The following is a 16,879-nucleotide window of genomic DNA, read 5'->3' on the forward strand; positions in this document are numbered from 1 at the left end:
TGGTCCACGTTGCTAACCATCCAGGCATTTCATCATGGCCAGTGGCACGATGCCGCCGAGCTGGTGATTGAACACCCAGAGCAGGGCCGGTGCGGGCCTGCGCGTTTGGGCTATATCACCGATTATGCCCTTGAATGGCTGGATCGCGATGATGAGCATACTTGCAGCATGCGTTTGCCCATTGAGCTAATGAATACCCATCAGTCGAAACGCTGGTTCGCTTTTTTAGACGATATCATGCCTGCCGGGGCCAGCCGTCGTTACTGGGTCACGCAGTTGGGGGTAGCGGCGCTTACTGAGGCTGAACAAGATTACGCCCTATTGGCTAAAGGGACGATTGCTCCGGTGGGTAATTTACGTATTAAAGAAGCGCTTCCCGAGCGTCCAGCAGGCAGCACGCTAGAGCAGCAGCGCTTTGCCTTACGTGATGTTGCGGATCGGGATAGCGATTTTCTGGCTTATGCGCAGCAAATGGGCGCCGCTGGAGGCGGTGCGACCGGCGCTGGCGGTGAAGCGCCTAAGCTACTGCTACGCTGTTCGCCAGACGATCAGGTCTGGATTGATACCTATCAGGATGATGCGGCGAATACCGATCAGCACTATCTGGTGAAATTTCCTCGCGGCCAGCGCACCGAGCTTGATAACAACATACTCCGCGCGGAGTACCATTTCTATCACGAGTTAGCGTCAATGGGCGTCGCGACCATCGACACGCAAGAAATGCGGTTAATAGAAGGCGAGCGTTATCCATCGCTGTGGTTGCCCCGCTTTGATGTTGATTACCACGAAGGGAAGCGAACGCTGCATGGGTTGGAGTCGGTTTATTCCGCGATGGAGTGTCAGCCAGGAAGCTTCTTAAACCATTTTGATGTGATTGAGGCATTGGTTGGACTGTTGAGCCAGCAATACCGCGTTCGCGAGTTAGGAGGTCATTTTGATACGGCGCGTTTCGTGAGCGAGTGGGTGAAACGCGATCTGCTTAATGTCGCTTTTGCTAATAGCGATAACCATGGCCGCAATACGGCACTGTTGAAAACGCCTCAAGGAATCTGGCTGGCGCCAGTCTACGATTTTGCGCCCATGAAAGCTGACCCAGAAGGCATTATTCGTACCACCACTTGGGGCTCGCCGTTTGAAGAGAGCCCTGAATACAACTGGTTAGCCATTGCGGAGAACTTAAATGCCTATGTGCCAGTCGAGCAGTTGATGGCAGAGCTAAAAGCGCTGGGGAGTCAGTTAGTTGGGTTAAAAGAGCGGCTAGCGGCCCGGGGCGTACCAGAAACGTTATTAGCTTCAAAAGCAGTAGGGTTTGATTATCTAGACGCTAAGCTGCGTCGCTGGGGGCTGGTATGAAACGCAAAGAACTCTCTAGCATTGAGCGCGAGGCGTTACTGATGGAATTATTGACCCAGCTATTGCGTGAGGAGATCAGCTCAGGGCAGGTGCTGCGTCAACTACGCCGCGAGGTGCTGGGAATGTCGCAGACACAGTATGCTGAGCTGGTGAGTATTAGTCGCCGCTCCTTGTCTGATCTGGAAGCCGATAAATCCAGTTCTACAGTGGCTCTACTAAACCAAGTATTCCGCCCGTTGGGACTGCAGATGGGGTTAGTGCCGCGTAACCGTGAGCTACGTGAGCGTTTGCTTTCAGTCGATCCCCCTAGCGCCTGAACGCCTTTACCCCAACATTACCTATTCAGCCCAACGTAACGATTGAGTTCGCCCGCTAACTTTTTAAACGCGGCGTGTTTCTACTTTCGTCTAATCCTGCGATCATTTGCGCCATCGTGATACCAACAGGGCGGTATCCCAAGGAGATAAGCATGCAGGATTCGTCGTCTCAAGGGCTGGCGCGTAACCCGCGGCTGGCCGAATTTGTGTTGGCGCTGGGTGGCTTTGGAATCGGCACCAGCGAGTTCGTCATTATGGGCTTGATGAACCGCGTGGCGGGTGATTTAGCCGTAACCGTGCCCCAGGTGGGCTATGCGATTAGCAGCTACGCCCTGGGCGTGGTAGTGGGTGCGCCGCTGATTTCGGCACTGGCTGCGCGGGTGCCCAGGCGGACGCTATTGATCGTACTGATGCTGGTGTTTGCGGTGGGCAATATTGCCAGCGCCATGGCGCCGGGATTCTGGTCATTTGTTGGCCTGCGTTTTCTGGCTGGTCTGCCCCACGGTGCCTATTTTGGCATCGCCGCGCTGGTGGCCGCGGGGGCAGTGCCGGTAGATCAACGGGCGCGGGCTATCTCCCGGGTGATGATGGGCTTAACCGTGGCGATTCTGATTGGGGCACCGTTAGGTACCTGGACGGGTAACCTGTTTGGTTGGCAGATCGCCTTTGCGGGCGTGGGGGGCATTGCGCTGCTCACCGCGCTGTTAATCCGCTTGCATGTGCCGGTTCAGCCTATTGATAACTTGGCAAGCCCCGTTAGAGAGCTGTCAGCGCTGCTTAAACAGCGGGTGCTGGTCACCCTGGCGCTCGCCTGCATTGGCTGCGGCGGCATGTTCGCTATTTTTAGCTACGTGATGCCGACATTGACCCAGCAGGCGGGTATGAGCGAAGCGTTGGGGCCTTTGGTACTAGTGATCTTCGGGCTGGGCTCGATTGCCGGTAATTTAATCGGTGGGCGCATGGCGGATAGAAACCTGATGCGCGCCATACCGACCATTTTGCTCTGGTGTGGGGTGGTTCAGGGGCTGTTTTACTTTGCCGCCAATAACGTTTGGACGGGGCTGCTATGCGTTGGCCTAGTAGGCACCAGTATGGCGCTGGCGCCGTCGCTGCAAACCCGCTTAATGGATGTGGCTGAAGACGCTCAAACCATGGCTGCCTCGCTCAACCACGCGGCTTTTAACGGTGCTAATGCATTAGGCGCATGGTTGGCGGGAATGGCAATCAGTGCAGGCTTTAGCTGGTCAAGCACCGGCTTAGTAGGCGCTAGCTTGGCGCTCTGCGGGCTGGTGATTTTCGCCGCTGGGCGCTGGCTGGAAAAGCGTACTTATGGCACCGTAACCCAGCGTGCCTAGTGTTGCCTGACTGTTCATCGTTATCGAACAGTGATAATTAATATGGCTAAAACGTTGAATCCTTTCTAATGTGTAAGAGCAGTAACCCATAAGGAGATGACCATGCATATTCAGGTATTGAATTCGACGCGTATAGTGACCCTTGGCGCGGTAATGGCGTTAACCATTGGCTTGGCAGGCTGCGGAACCTCCACCGGAGAGCGTGCCACTAGCGGCGCCGGTATCGGTGCTGCCGTTGGCGCGGGAGCTGCAGCCGTAACGGGTGGTAGCGTCGTCCAAGGCGCTGTTATCGGCGGTGGCGTTGGTGCTGCTACCGGTGCCGCCACGGACGAAGATGACATCAACCTCGAGTAAGTAGTCGTTGATCCATTAGCGACACAGCCGAAACCCGCGCATGCCCATATGAAAATGATCGGCATGCGCGGCGTTGTAGTCTGGCCCTAGTACATTGCCAAAGGTGTCACAGGCACCATCACGGGCAGCGCGTAAAAACTCTCCTACCTCGTCTTCATCATCCCAATTGTTGATCAGCGTAATGCGCTGGCCGCTCTCGAACTGAAAGCCCACTACATCCAGTGCCTCAGCGGTGGCATGTTCGCTGCGCCTGCCGGTTTCGCGGCCATACACGTTACGGCAGGCAAAGCTGCCCACATGATTAACCTGGCTCACTCGGCTACCCATGAACTCCTCGGCGGCGGGTTGTAACGCATGCCGCTCATACATCACCCATGCCAGCGCCATGGGGCAAGAAGCCACGAAACTCTGGTTAAACGTGACACCGCTTGATTGCATGCGCACGATATTGGTTAACGGACAGCTTGCCGTGGGGGAGTAATCGGCCAGCGGCGTGTAGCTCAGTTCTCCCTCAGGCACCGTATCTAACGCGGCTAAACAGCCATCGCGATCATCTGCTAAACGGCTTAATTTAAGCTGGGTAACCGGGGTGAGGGGATCGTCGATGTACAGCGGTGCCCAGGGCGCCCAGTGGCGTGGAATTTCGATAATGCCTTTTTGCAGGGCTACGCCCAGTACAATCAGACCTAGAATAAACAGCGTACTGCGCATACCGACCTCCCTGTATGTCACCACCAACGCTACAGTCGCAGCGATGGGTGTGCGATACTGCGCAGCCTTGCTACTCTGCTGCAGTCGCTCTAGCTATTGGGCACTTATTTTATTGGTACTCAATTTTCGCTAACTGTTTTCGCTAACTGAAGGGAAAGCGCTTCATGCCCCAAGGTACGCTGTTTATCGTTTCTGCCCCGTCGGGTGCTGGCAAGACTAGCTTGGTACGTGAGCTAATTGAAAGCCTGGATGGCATTCAGGTCTCTGTGTCGCACACCACGCGCGCCAAGCGCGAAGGCGAAGTGGATGGAGTGAATTATCATTTCACCGATGCGGCTGAGTTTGAAGCGATGATCGCGCGCGGTGAGTTCTTTGAGTATGCCCGAGTGTTTGATAATTACTACGGTACCTCGCGCCGGGCGGTAGAGGTATTGCTGGCAGCAGGGCAGGACGTCATCCTGGAAATCGATTGGCAAGGCGCCCAGCAGGTGCGCGAGCAAATGCCTGGTGCGGTGTCGATTTTTATTCTACCGCCGTCGCGCAACGAGCTTGAGCGCCGTCTTTCAAGTCGTGGTACCGATGAGCATGCAGTGATTGCCCGTCGCATGCGCGATGCGGTGAGTGAGATGTCCCATTACCACGAATATGATTATCTGGTGGTTAACGATGACTTCACCACGGCGCTGCAGGAATTACAGTCGCTGGTGATCAGTCGCCGTTTGAGTCGACCGGTAATGGGCGAGCGCCACGCGCCACTGTTGGCTGCGCTCTTGTCACAGGCGCCCGCGGTCGAGTAATCTATCCGGTTCTACTGCTCTTTAACTGCAGTTTTAAATGTTTTTCCGCTGGGTCGACGCCGTTTTTAACGTTTAAACGGCGTCGACCCGGTTCCGTCATAACAGGAAGGCTCCCATGGCTCGCGTAACCGTTGAAGATTGTCTTGAAAATGTTGAAAACCGTTTCAAGCTGGTAATGATTTCCACCCAGCGTGCTCGCCAGCTGGCGCGCGGCTCCCGCGATGCGCTGCTACCCTGGGAAAACGACAAGCCCACGGTTATGGCGCTGCGTGAAATTGCCGCAGGTTTGGTGGATCACACGGTACTGGATGAACCTGTTGAAGCCGCTGTTCGTCCGCGCCCGGCGATGGCGCCTACTCATATCGACGACTAGCGTTTACAACGAAACCGATAGAGGCGCGGTAGATGTTCACCATTGATGACCTGGCCGATCGACTCGGCGGCTATTTACCCCCGGATGAGATCCAGCAGGTCAAACGCGCTTTTTATTACGCTGAGCAAGCCCACGATGGCCAGCGGCGGCGCTCTGGCGAGCCTTACGTTACCCATCCGTTAGCGGTGGCGAACATTCTTGCCAATATGCACATGGACCATCAAAGCCTGATGGCCGCCATGCTGCATGACGTTATCGAAGATACGGGCGTTTCCAAAAAGGCCCTGGTGGCTCAGTTTGGCAAGCCGGTGGCCGAACTGGTGGATGGGGTCTCCAAACTCACCCAGATCACCTTCGAAGACAAAGCCGTCGCCCAGGCGGAAAACTTCCAGAAAATGGTGCTGGCGATGTCGCGAGATATTCGCGTCATCATCGTTAAGTTGGCCGACCGGCTGCATAACATGCGTACCCTGGGCGCGCTACGCCCAGATAAAAAGCGCCGCATTGCCCGCGAAACCTTGGAAATTTATTCCCGCATTGCCGGGCGGCTGGGCATTAATACGATTCGTATCGAGCTTGAAGACCTCTCCTTCCAAGCCATTCATCCCATGCGTGCGGAGCGTATCAAGCGTGCGGTGGCTAAAGCGCGCGGCCATCGGCGTAGCGCCATGCGCGAACTTCAGTCATCGTTGCAAAAAAGTCTGGATGAAGATGGGCTTAACGGCACGGTGATTGGTCGGCAAAAGCACCTACTGTCGATTTATAAAAAGATGCGCGACCAGCGAAAGCCGTTCGCCGAAATCATGGATGTGTTTGGGTTTCGCATTATTACCGAAGATGTGGCCAGCTGTTACCGTATTTTAGGCGTGGTGCATAACCTCTATAAGCCAGTGCCAGGGCGCTTTAAAGACTACATAGCGATACCTAAAGCCAACGGCTATCAGAGCCTGCATACCACGCTGTTTGGCTCCCGGGGTATGCCCATCGAAGTGCAGATACGCACTCGTGAAATGGAGGCCATGGCTAATAACGGCATCGCCGCTCACTGGCTTTATAAGGCAGGGCAAACCGCGCATCCGATTGCCGAAGGCAGCCACGCTCGTGCGCGTGCATGGGTTAAAGGTCTGCTGGAAATGCAGCGCCACGCTGGCGATTCATTAGAATTTATCGAGCACGTTAAAAACGATCTGTTTCCCGACGATATCTACGTGTTCACGCCCAAGGGCGACATTATGGAGCTACCCCAGGGCGCGACCGTCATTGACTTCGCCTATACCGTGCACACGGATATCGGCAATAACTGCATTGCTTGCCGTATTGACCGTCACTTGGCACCGCTCTCGACGCGTTTAGAGAGCGGCCAGACGCTGGAGATTATTACCGCCCCAGGCGCACGGCCTAATCTGGCCTGGCTTAATTTTGTGACCACGGCCAAGGCGCGTTCAGCAATTCGCCACGCGCTTAAATATCAGCAGCAAACCGAAGCGGTCATGCTTGGCCGGCGACTGCTCAATAAGGCATTGGCGCCGTTCGAGACTAGCCTGGAAGAGCTGGATGAGAGTACCCTCGAGCGCGCCTTCAAAGAGTTGGACGTATCCTCGGAAGAGTCGCTACTGGAGTCGCTGGGCTTAGGTAACCGCATGACCCACGTAGTGGCACGGCGCTTAGTGGATGCCGCCCACGGCGATAACTATCAGTATCCTGCGAGTGTCGAAGGCGGTAAGGCCGTGATGATCAGCGGTAGTGAAGGCATGGTGATTAACTATGCACGCTGCTGCCATCCGCTACCAGGAGACCCAGTGGTGGGCCATCTTTCCACTGGCAAAGGCTTGGTGGTTCATCGCGCCGAGTGTAAAAACGTCGTTGAGAAGAATTTTGCCGATAAAAACGACCCTGATAAGCTTTTTACTCTTGAGTGGTCAGACGCGATTGATGAAGACTTCCCGGTCGTGCTGCGCATCGAGATTGAGAGCCGCCGAGGGTTAGTCGCTGAGCTCGCCGGGTTGGTCACCGACGCCGATGCTAATATTGAAGGGATCGGCATTGAAGAGCGTGACGCCCGTCTTTCGACGGTAAACCTAACTTTGTCGGTGAAAGGCCGCGTGCATCTAGCGCGTATTATCAAACGTATCCGTAATCTTCCCAATGTTGGCAAAATAACCCGACTCGCCAATTAACACCCTATTAAACGTCATGCTGGTAACTCATCGGCATTAAACGCTATTTTCAGCTTTGAATAACGTAAGTATTACCCATTACAGGAGCGAAACATCGTATGAGCAATAAAGCTGTTATCAATACGAGCAAAGCCCCGGCGGCTATTGGGCCTTACTCCCAGGCCATTAAAGCGGGAAATACGGTTTACTTTTCCGGCCAGATTCCGCTCGATCCAGTGTCCATGGCGATTGTTTCAGAGGATTTTGAAGCCCAGGCACGCCAAGTCTTCGCCAACTTGCAAGCAGTGTGTGAAGAAGCGGCGGGCTCGCTAAGCGACATCGTCAAGCTGAATCTGTATCTCGTGGACTTGGATAACTTTGCGATTGTTAACCAAGTCATGGAAGAGTTCTTTACCGCTCCTTTCCCCGCCCGCGCCGCCGTCGGCGTAAAAGCGCTGCCCAAGGGCAGCCAGGTGGAAGCCGAAGCGGTTATGATTATCGGCGATTAATCAGCTGATTAGACGTTGTTAACCGCTAAGAAGCCGCCCTCTTTCAGCACCTGCGCATAGCCTTCACGGTAGCTGGGGAAACGGAATTGATAGCCAGTGCTCAATAGGCGCTGGTTATCGCAGCGCTTGCTGGTGCGACGGCGTAAAGGCGACTGCATGGTCTCGGTAGCCTCTACTTTCAACTGCTTGGCCAGCCACATCATGACGTTGTGCATGGTCACCGGCTCACAGTCGCTGCCCAGATAAATATCCGCCAGCGTCTCGCCGCTCTCCTGATAGCGAATCAGGTGGGCAATAATGCCTGTACAGTCGTCGCGATGAATGCGGTTGGAGTAAACCACCGGAGTGATCGCCGCCACACGGCCTTCAGCCACCTGATGAATCAGCCGGTCACGCCCTGGGCCGTAAATGCCTGAGAAGCGAATGACCGTGCCCGGCAGGACATGATTGATCAACGCCTGTTCAGCTTCGCACATCAGCGTGCCAGAGAAGCTAGTTGAATCAGGCGGGGTATCCTCGTTAACGACTTCGCCTTCCTGCTGTCCATGCACGCTGGTCGAAGAGACAAAAAATACCCGACGCGGCGGCGTTTTGTGCTGCTCCATCACGCTCAGCACTCGCTTTAGACCCTCCGGGTAAGCACTTTGATAGGCGCTCTCTTCAAACCGGTCAGCGCTGACGGTGTAGACCACATAGTCAGCCTGAGGAAGGCTTGCGGCATCGGCGTCTTCAATATCGTTTAAATCCAGCTTGAGCGGTTCAATACCGGTGTCTTTCAAAGCCTCGACATTGCGGCGCAGGCCGATCACCTTATGCCCCTCGTCCAGCAATTCGCGCCCAAGGTTGATCCCAATATCGCCACAGCCGATAATCAGTACGGTTAGCTTCACCGTGCACTCCTCTTGATTAATATTCCCTATTAGATGCAAAGTCTCTACTAAATATGAGATTGTCGAATGAGAAGACCGACAGCAGAGCTTGCTTGTCCTTTTCCATCCCGCTGACTGTCACTTTGTTAGTCACAAGCTGCTACGAGAGGATGCCACTGGCACCGCTATGACTTTAACAGAACTTCGCTACATCGTAACCCTTGCCCAGGAGCGCCACTTTGGCCGCGCGGCAGAGCGCTGCCACGTTTCGCAGCCCACGCTATCGGTGGCGGTGAAAAAGCTGGAAGAAGAGCTCGAAACGCCGCTCTTTGAGCGATCCAAATCCACCGTACAGGTTACCCCGCTGGGTGAAAAGATCGTCGCCCAGGCCCAGCGTGTGCTGGAGCAGAGCAGCTTGATTTTTGAGCTGGCCAGCACCGGTAAAGATCAGTTGGCCAACCCGCTGCGCATTGGCGCGATTTACACCATCGGGCCGTATCTGTTTCCCCATCTAGTGCCTGCCCTGGCTAACGCGGCGCCGCAAATGCCGCTATATATCGAAGAGGGTATGACCGGTACGCTGCGCGCTAAGCTAAGAAGTGGCGAGCTGGATGTGATCATCGTAGCGCTGCCGTTTACCGAAACCGATGTGGTCACCAAGGCAATCTATGATGAAGCCTTTGAAGTGCTCATGCCGGCCAATCACCCATGGGGCGAGCGGGAAGCGATCAATAAAGAGGACTTGCTGGAAGAGCGACTGCTGCTGCTCGGCGAAGGCCACTGTTTTCGCGATCAAATTCTGGAAGCCTGCCCGGCGATTACCCAAAAGCTCAACAGCCCCAATAACACGCTGATTGCCGAAGGCGGCTCGCTGGAAACCATTCGCCATATGGTCGCTTCCCGGCTGGGCATTACGGTGTTGCCGCAGTCCGCGCTGGGCACCGACCAGTATGAAAACGCCATGCTGGTCAGCCGCCCCTTCATGGATCCGGCGCCATCGCGCACCGTGGCGATTGCTTGGCGAGCGAGCTTTCCCCGACCTAAAGCCATTGAGGCGCTGATTCAGGCGATTAGCCACTGCCGCCAACCTGCCAAAGCCGTGAAAAGCGCCCCATGAGTGAACTCTCCGCGCCAATCACTACGCTGAAGGGCGTCGGCGAGGCACTGTCGCTAAAGCTTGGCCGCTTGGGGATTGAGCGTGTTAGTGACCTGCTGTTCCACTTACCGCTGCGTTATCAGGATCGCACGCGGCTGACGCCGATAGGCCTGCTGCGCGCCGGCCAAGAGGCGGTAATAGAGGGCGAAGTGACCGCCTGTGACGTGGTCAAAGGGCGTCGCCGCAGCCTGTTGGTGCGCCTACGCGATGCCAGCGGTATTTTGAGTCTGCGCTTTTTTCACTTCTCACCCGCCCAGCAGCAACAGCTGCGCCCTGGCGCCACGGTGCGCGCCTTTGGCGAAGCGCGTGCCGGGGCAACCGGGTTAGAGATTTATCACCCCGAGTATCGTCTAAGCGGCAGTGAAACCCCGGTGGAAGAGTACTTCACGCCGATCTACCCCACCACCGAAGGTTTGAACCAACCGCGACTGCGCGCCCTGGCCCAGCAAGCGTTGGGACTACTGGACAACGCCCCTGAAGCGCTGCCCGATGTGATTCCCGATGCGCTACTCCAGCGTTTTGCGCTACCGGGGCTACACGCCAGCTTGCATTTGCTGCACCAGCCACCGCCTGATGTGAATATAGAGCAGTTGTCCTTAGGCCAGCACCCGGCTACACGCCGGTTGGCGCTGGAAGAGCTGCTCGCGCACCAACTAAGCCTGCGCGAGGTGCGTCTGCGCATTCAGGCGGATGGCGCGCCAACACTACCTTCTGGACGCAGCCTCCAGGCGCGCTTTTTAGCCCAGTTGCCGTTTGCGCTAACCAGCGCCCAGCGCCGCGTGCTTGAAGAGATCAGCCACGATTTAAGCCGCCCGGCGCCGATGCTGAGACTGATTCAAGGCGATGTCGGCTCGGGCAAAACAGTGGTCGCCGCCATGGCCGCGTTGAGCGCCCTGGCGGGTAATTGCCAAGCGGCGATCATGGCGCCCACGGAGATCCTCGCCGAGCAGCACTACCGCTCGTTTAAAGCTTGGTTTGAGCCGCTCGGCATCGAAGTGGCGTGGCTGGCGGGCAAGCTCAAAGGCAAGGGGCGCCTGGATGCCAAGGCGGCGATTGCCGACGGTCGCGCGCGCATGGTGGTGGGTACCCATGCGCTGTTCCAGGACGACGTACACTTCCAGTGCTTAGGACTGGCGATTATCGATGAGCAGCACCGTTTTGGCGTGCATCAGCGCCTAGCGCTGCGCGAGAAGGGTGAAGCCGGTGGGTTGACCCCGCACCAACTGATCATGACCGCCACGCCAATTCCGCGCACCCTGGCCATGAGCGCCTACGCTGATCTGGATGTCTCGGTAATCGATGAGCTGCCCCCCGGTCGCACACCGGTGAAAACCGTGGTGGTGCCCGACGAGCGCCGCCCGGAAGTGGTCGAGCGCATTCGACTGGCTTGTAGCGAAGGTCGCCAGGCCTACTGGGTGTGTACGCTGATCGATGAATCCGAGGTATTGCAGTGCCAGGCCGCCGAAGTCACCCGCGATGAGCTAACCGAAGCGCTGCCCGAGCTAACGGTGGGGTTAGTTCATGGGCGCATGAAATCGAGTGAAAAAGCCGACGTCATGACCGCGTTCAAAGCGGGCGAGCTGGATCTACTGGTCGCCACCACGGTGATTGAGGTGGGGGTCGATGTCCCCAACGCCAGCCTGATGATTATCGAAAACCCCGAGCGCCTGGGGCTTTCCCAGCTTCACCAGCTTCGCGGCCGAGTAGGGCGTGGCAGCACGGAAAGCTTCTGCGTGCTGCTCTACCATCCGCCGCTGTCGAAAAGCTCTCGCCAGCGCTTGGCGGTGATGCGCGAGACCACTGATGGCTTTCGCATCGCCGAGAAAGACTTGGAAATCCGCGGCCCCGGTGAAGTGCTCGGCACCCGTCAAACCGGCCTGGCGCAGATGAAAATCGCCGATTTGGAGCGCGATGCCGACTTGTTAGAGCGAGTAACGGCCATGGCCCAAACGCTGCAAGGCAACTCCGACATCACCGCCGTCCTGGTGCGCCGCTGGCTGGGAGAGGCTGCGGGGCGGTATGGGCAGGTTTAAGCGTTAGCACTGCTGGAGGCGAGTAGCTCGCTGCTGCCTACCAATCGATTTGCCGCTTCACCCAGCGGTGCCAGCTGTTCTGCGATCAGGCGCAGCTGGCTCTGGATGGGGCGATAGAGCGTGGTCGCCTGCTCATCAGTGCTGACGACTTTACGTACCTCTAATTGGGCTAACAGCTCAGCGGTTTGGTCCGTGAGTGCTTCAACCGGCTGGCGCTTATATAGCTGCTCCGCGATTTGGCCGAGTAGCTCACCGATACGTTTCGCTACCGGTACCAGCGTTGCGTCGTCTTCATCGTCGGTCAACTGATGGCGATGGGCGCCCAGCGCTGAAAGGTGGCTTAAAAGGGTGTTGGAGAGCACCAGAAAGCGCAGGCCGTTATCCGCATCCTGTTTACGGTAATGCCCTGGCTCATGAAGCATATTGGTGAGCAGGGTGGAAAACGCCGCGTCGGCATTATGGGCATTGCGCCGCGCTAGGCGGTAGGCCAAATCATCCTGCTTGCCCTCTTCGTACTGGTGAATGATCTCTTCTAAGTAGCGGCGGTGGTTATTCAGTGCGTTGGAAGCCTCGCGGTAAAGCCTGCGCCCTTGCCAGTCGGGTAGAATAAAAAACACCGCTAAGCCCGCAATCATCGAGCCAATCAAGGTATCGAACAGGCGGGGCAGGATCAGGTTAAAGCCGTCGCCCACCTGGTTAAAACTGCACATCACCAGCAGCGTGATGGAAGCCGTGGCGATCACATAGTGTTTCTCGCGGTTGGCGAAGAAAGACACCCCCGCGGCCACGGCAATCATGCTCTGAATCGGCGGGTGCGGAAAGAGGCTGATTGACGCCCAGCCCACCACTAAACCCAGTACCGTGCCGATAATCCGCTGTGATAAAAAACGCCGCGTGGTGGCAAAGTTGGGGCGGCATACAAACAGCGTCGTGAGGAGAATCCAAAAGCCTTGCTCTGGGTCGATCCACTGCAGTATGCCGTAACCGGACATCAATGCGATGGAGAGCCGCACCGCGTGGCGAAAGGTGGGAGAGCCAAGAGTAAAATTCAGGCGTACCCGCTTCCACGCTTCCAACAAACTCGACGGCGAGCGGTCAAACAGCGAACTGTCGCGCCGCTCATCGCTAACGCCGGGATTGTGGGCGCTGGCAAGCTGGTTTTCCAGAGTGGCGAGGTTGTCCGCTAGGGCACTTAAGGGGTACAACAGCGGGCGCCATTCGGGCTTGCCCCGGTCGCGAAGGTTCGCTATCGAGGCGTGTAAATCGGCCAGCGCCTCTTCGCTCTGCTGGTGATCGAAGGGCCGATTAAGCAGCAGCGATTTAGCCAGTTGGCGGCAAGCGCGCCCCTGTTGATCGAGCAGCCGCTGACAGCGAAACAGCACATCGTGGTGGAAGAATGCTTTGCTGAGCGCGCTGTAGGGATAGTGGGTGGAGCTGGCGCGTTCGTGAATATCCTGGGCGATAAAGTAGATACGCAGGTAGCGGTTGAGTTTTTGGTCGCCGCGCTGGCCCTCTAAGCGCCTGAAAATCATCTCTTTGGCTTGGTTGAGCGCATCGACGACTTTGCCATTCTGGCGTGCCAGTGCCACCCGGCGGGCCTCCACATCGACGCCGCGTACCGGCTCAAAAAGCGCCGATTTCAGTATCAAAAACTCGCCCAGTGCTTTGTAGACCCGCGCCATGCTCTGCTTGACCGGCTGGCGCGAAAACAGTGCGCACCACACCACCGAAATGACCCCGTACCAGACTGCCCCGGCTAACAGCAGCAGTTGGCGAGCCGCCACATCTTCATCGACCCCACCATGCTGCTCGATATTGATCATCGAGTAGATCGACAGTATCAGCGTGCCAGAGGCAATCGTGGCGTAACGCTGGCCGATGGCGCCGAGCATAATCAGGCTAAAGGTTGAAAGTCCCAACCCGACGACAAATAGCCACGGCCAGGGAAACAGCCACTGAACAATGAATGACGCTGAGGTAAAACACACCAGCGTTACCAGCAGGGCTTGCAAACGGCCTTGCCAGCTGTCGTCGGTTTCCGATAGCGCGCAGGCGATAATGCCCAGGAATAGCGGGATCACCAACGCCACGTCACCCGATAGACCACTGAACAGCAACGCACCGCTGAACGCTATAAAAACGCGCAGGCTATAGGCGAATTTATCGAGTGTCCAAAGGCGTCGCAGTGGCAAGGTAATGGGCATAGAAGCTCTTATCGATAGTTATTAGACTTTAGTATAAAGATCTGGGCGCAGAATGTCGCTATCCCGCCTTTCAACGTTTGAGTGTTCTAAAAAATAGCGCACTAAAGCCCTATGATTGAAACAGTAACCTTTCGATACTCGGAGTGACTCTAAAAAAAACAGGGACACTCCTATGGATCTCAAACTACTGCTGAACTGGCGTCTCCACCTCACGGTGATCGTAACGTCGATGTTTGCCGAGTGGATAGGCATCGTGCGCATTCCTCTCGGACCAGGAACACTCCTCTTGTTACCGCTGTTATACGCCTTTGTGATTGGCGTTTTGTTTAATCCCCACCTTTTTTCGGCCATGGGCAAGGTTATCCCCAAGCCGGTCAGCAATGCCGCAGGGCCGATCATTCTGATCGCTATTTTGCCGTTTATTGCCAAGTTTGGCTCCACCATTGGCCCCGCCATTGAGCAGATTATCGCCGCAGGCCCCGCGCTGATACTCCAGGAACTGGGTAATCTCGGTACCATGCTGATCGCGCTGCCATTTGCGGTATTAGTGCTCAAAATGGGCAGGGAAGCGATTGGCGCTACCTACTCTATCGCCCGCGAACCCAATATTGCCATTATTTCAGATCGTTACGGGCTGAGAAGCCCTGAGGGTATCGGCATTATGGGGGTTTATGTAGTGGGCACTATGTTCGGTACGCTCTACTTTGCCTTGATGGCAGGCTATATCGCCTCGCTGGATATTCTCGATATTCGTGCCCTAGCCATGGCTTGCGGGGTGGGCAGTGGCAGTATGGTCGCGGCGTGCTCGGCGGCGTTAGTGGAAGCGGTACCGGCATCCAAAGACGAACTGCTCGCCTTTGCCGGGGCCAGCAACCTGCTTACTTATGCCACCGGTTTGTATATTTCGCTATTTATCGCGTTACCAATTACCGAGTGGATGTACAAGCGCTTAAAAGGCAGCTCAGCTACGGAGGTTCGCCATGAAAACTCATGAGAGTACGGTCGATCAGTTTGACGCTGAGGCGCTTAAAGAGCTGCGCCCGGAAAACCAGCTAGGCAAAACCGCGTTGGTGCTGGCAGCAGTGTGTATCGCTGCGTGGTTTAGCAATATCGTCAACGGTTCGCCGCTGTTAGACGCGCTACCCGGCATGTTGATTTTGTATGTCATGGTGATTATCGGGCTAGTCATTGGGCGCGTTTGTCCCTTTTACCTGCCCAGCGTCGCCTGGGTGTCATTGATCAGCATTATCGCAACGCTGCCGTTTTTTCCTGGCAATGGCTGGATCATCGCGCGGCTGGCAGAAGTAGATTTCTTAGCGGTGGTAACGCCGGTATTGGCCTATGCCGGGCTGGCGCTTACCGGGCGCGAGTTTGCCATGTTCAAGCAAACCGGCTGGAAGCTGGTGGTTGTGGCTCTGCTGGTCTTCACCGGTACCTTTATCGGCTCTGCCGTTGTCGCTCACGTAATGCTCTAAGGATAGGCCGATGACTACCCCCATTAATTTACCGGATAGCGCCGAACTTACCGCCTGGCGACGCGATTTCCACCAGTATCCTGAAACCGCTTTTGAAGAGCATCGCACCAGTGCGCGTATTGCCGCGCTGCTCAATGAGTGGGGCTTCGAGGTGACGACGGGGATTGCGGGTACCGGGGTGGTGGCGACCCTGGATGGTCGCTTGGGCGAGGGTAAAACGATCGGCTTGCGGGCTGATATCGACGCGTTGGATATTCGCGAGGAGACCCAGCTTACCTACGCCTCGCAAACCCCCGGCAAGATGCACGCCTGCGGCCACGATGGCCACACCACCATGCTGTTGGGCGCTGCCTGGGCGTTAATGCAGCAGCCGGATTTTAAAGGCCGGGTAGTGTTCATCTTTCAGCCCGCCGAAGAGAGCGCCGGCGGCGGACGGGTGATGGTCGAAGAGGGGCTGTTTGAGCGCTTCCCCATGGATGCGGTATACGGTCTGCACAACTGGCCCGGCCTGCCCGTTGGTGTCGCCGCGGTGCACGATACCGACGTGATGGCCGCCTTCGATATCTTCAGCCTGACGCTAACCGGCAAAGGCTGCCATGCGGCGATGCCCCACTTAGGGACTGATACGGTATTGGCGAGCTGCCAATTGATCAGCCAGCTGCAAGGGCTGGTGAGCCGCGAAACGCCGCCAGATAAATCGGCGGTGCTGAGTATTACCAGTATTAACGCGGGGGACACCTTCAACGTGATCCCCGAGCAGGTGGCGCTGCGTGGCACGCTGCGCTGTTTTGATATGGCGCTTAAAGAGCATCTGGAAGAGCGCTTTAAACAGGCAATTGGCAGCTTGGCCGAGTTTCATGGTTTAACCGTTGAGCTGGATTATCAGCGCTGCTACCCCGCCACCATCAATATCCCGGAACACGCCCAGCACTGCGCCACTGTTCTGGAAAGCTTATTAGGCCAAGACAATGTGATCCGCAACCCGCCGCCCAGCATGGCTTCTGAGGATTTCTCGTTCCTGCTTGCCGAACGCCCAGGTGCCTATATCTGGATGGGCAATGGCGAGGAGTCCGCTTCGCTACATAATCCGCGCTATGACTTTAACGATGCACTATTGCCGCTGGGCGCACGCTACTGGGTGGAGCTGGTAAGGACACTGCTCGTCTAAATCGCCACCTTTGTCTCAACGATAAGCGTTATTCGCTCTCTGATGCCCA

At 56.4% G+C, this 16,879-nt stretch carries 16 protein-coding genes; 13 read left to right on the forward strand and 3 right to left on the reverse strand.

What is annotated here, in order from left to right; genetic code table 11:
* The first annotated feature begins 9 nt into the window (after positions 1-9).
* The 4 genes from QT230_RS17990 to QT230_RS18005 all read left to right on the forward strand — a co-directional run bounded on the left by QT230_RS17990 (position 10) and on the right by QT230_RS18005 (position 3,379).
* The gene (locus QT230_RS17990; protein WP_308323537.1) at positions 10-1,353 is read left to right on the forward strand and encodes a HipA domain-containing protein; all 1,344 of its coding nucleotides are present in this window, start codon (positions 10-12) and stop codon (positions 1,351-1,353) included.
* Positions 1,350-1,670 carry a helix-turn-helix domain-containing protein gene (locus tag QT230_RS17995; protein WP_308323538.1) on the forward strand — a complete coding sequence of 107 codons (321 nt, stop codon included), beginning with the start codon at positions 1,350-1,352 and terminating at the stop codon, positions 1,668-1,670. The genes QT230_RS17990 and QT230_RS17995 overlap by 4 nt, the downstream gene beginning before the upstream one ends.
* A gap of 152 nt (positions 1,671-1,822) precedes the next feature.
* Positions 1,823-3,025, forward strand: coding sequence for an MFS transporter (locus QT230_RS18000; RefSeq protein ID WP_308323539.1), 1,203 nt, complete (start codon positions 1,823-1,825; stop codon positions 3,023-3,025).
* A 102-nt stretch (positions 3,026-3,127) separates the two neighbouring features.
* Positions 3,128-3,379 (forward strand): hypothetical protein, encoded by a 252-nt coding sequence (locus QT230_RS18005; protein WP_064232368.1) that lies wholly within the window; start codon positions 3,128-3,130, stop codon positions 3,377-3,379.
* 15 nt (positions 3,380-3,394) lie between these two features.
* Here the strand turns inward: QT230_RS18005 and QT230_RS18010 are convergent, their stop codons facing one another.
* Complete coding sequence (locus QT230_RS18010; protein ID WP_308323540.1) at positions 3,395-4,090, reverse strand: extensin family protein; 696 nt, start codon at positions 4,088-4,090, stop codon at positions 3,395-3,397.
* A 164-nt stretch (positions 4,091-4,254) separates the two neighbouring features.
* Between QT230_RS18010 and gmk the strand changes: the two genes are divergently transcribed.
* From gmk to QT230_RS18030, 4 genes are all read left to right on the forward strand, one after another.
* Positions 4,255-4,887, forward strand: a complete 633-nt coding sequence (gene gmk / locus QT230_RS18015; RefSeq protein WP_308323541.1) for a guanylate kinase — start codon at positions 4,255-4,257, stop codon at positions 4,885-4,887.
* Between the two features lie 115 nt (positions 4,888-5,002).
* Complete coding sequence (gene rpoZ / locus QT230_RS18020; RefSeq protein ID WP_007112267.1) at positions 5,003-5,260, forward strand: DNA-directed RNA polymerase subunit omega; 258 nt, start codon at positions 5,003-5,005, stop codon at positions 5,258-5,260.
* Positions 5,261-5,292: 32 nt separating this feature from the next.
* Positions 5,293-7,437 (forward strand): RelA/SpoT family protein, encoded by a 2,145-nt coding sequence (locus QT230_RS18025; protein WP_308323542.1) that lies wholly within the window; start codon positions 5,293-5,295, stop codon positions 7,435-7,437.
* A gap of 98 nt (positions 7,438-7,535) precedes the next feature.
* On the forward strand, positions 7,536-7,925 hold the full coding sequence (locus QT230_RS18030) for a RidA family protein (RefSeq protein WP_308323543.1): 390 nt from the start codon (positions 7,536-7,538) through the stop codon (positions 7,923-7,925).
* Positions 7,926-7,933: 8 nt separating this feature from the next.
* Here the strand turns inward: QT230_RS18030 and QT230_RS18035 are convergent, their stop codons facing one another.
* The gene (locus QT230_RS18035; protein ID WP_308323544.1) at positions 7,934-8,815 is read right to left on the reverse strand and encodes an SDR family oxidoreductase; all 882 of its coding nucleotides are present in this window, start codon (positions 8,813-8,815) and stop codon (positions 7,934-7,936) included.
* A 166-nt stretch (positions 8,816-8,981) separates the two neighbouring features.
* Between QT230_RS18035 and QT230_RS18040 the strand changes: the two genes are divergently transcribed.
* A complete protein-coding gene (locus tag QT230_RS18040) occupies positions 8,982-9,911 on the forward strand; it encodes a hydrogen peroxide-inducible genes activator (protein WP_308323545.1) in 930 nt (309 codons plus the stop codon).
* Entirely contained in the window at positions 9,908-11,983 is a 2,076-nt protein-coding gene (recG, locus tag QT230_RS18045; protein WP_308323546.1) for an ATP-dependent DNA helicase RecG, read from the forward strand. Before QT230_RS18040 ends, recG begins: the two co-directional genes overlap by 4 nt.
* Here recG and yccS read toward each other — a convergent pair.
* A complete protein-coding gene (gene yccS / locus QT230_RS18050; RefSeq protein WP_308323547.1) occupies positions 11,980-14,187 on the reverse strand; it encodes a YccS family putative transporter in 2,208 nt (735 codons plus the stop codon). The genes recG and yccS overlap by 4 nt on opposite strands.
* A 172-nt stretch (positions 14,188-14,359) precedes the next feature.
* Between yccS and QT230_RS18055 the strand changes: the two genes are divergently transcribed.
* The 3 genes from QT230_RS18055 to QT230_RS18065 are packed head-to-tail and all read left to right on the forward strand — an operon-like array spanning position 14,360 to position 16,830.
* Positions 14,360-15,181 carry a DUF3100 domain-containing protein gene (locus QT230_RS18055; protein ID WP_308323548.1) on the forward strand — a complete coding sequence of 274 codons (822 nt, stop codon included), beginning with the start codon at positions 14,360-14,362 and terminating at the stop codon, positions 15,179-15,181.
* Complete coding sequence (locus QT230_RS18060) at positions 15,168-15,662, forward strand: hypothetical protein (protein ID WP_308323549.1); 495 nt, start codon at positions 15,168-15,170, stop codon at positions 15,660-15,662. Before QT230_RS18055 ends, QT230_RS18060 begins: the two co-directional genes overlap by 14 nt.
* A 10-nt stretch (positions 15,663-15,672) precedes the next feature.
* The gene (locus QT230_RS18065) at positions 15,673-16,830 is read left to right on the forward strand and encodes a M20 aminoacylase family protein (RefSeq protein WP_308323550.1); all 1,158 of its coding nucleotides are present in this window, start codon (positions 15,673-15,675) and stop codon (positions 16,828-16,830) included.
* Positions 16,831-16,879 lie beyond the last annotated feature (49 nt).

Origin of the sequence: Halomonas sp. SpR8 (genome assembly GCF_031010195.1) — a bacterium.
Classification (GTDB): Bacteria; Pseudomonadota; Gammaproteobacteria; order Pseudomonadales; family Halomonadaceae; genus Vreelandella.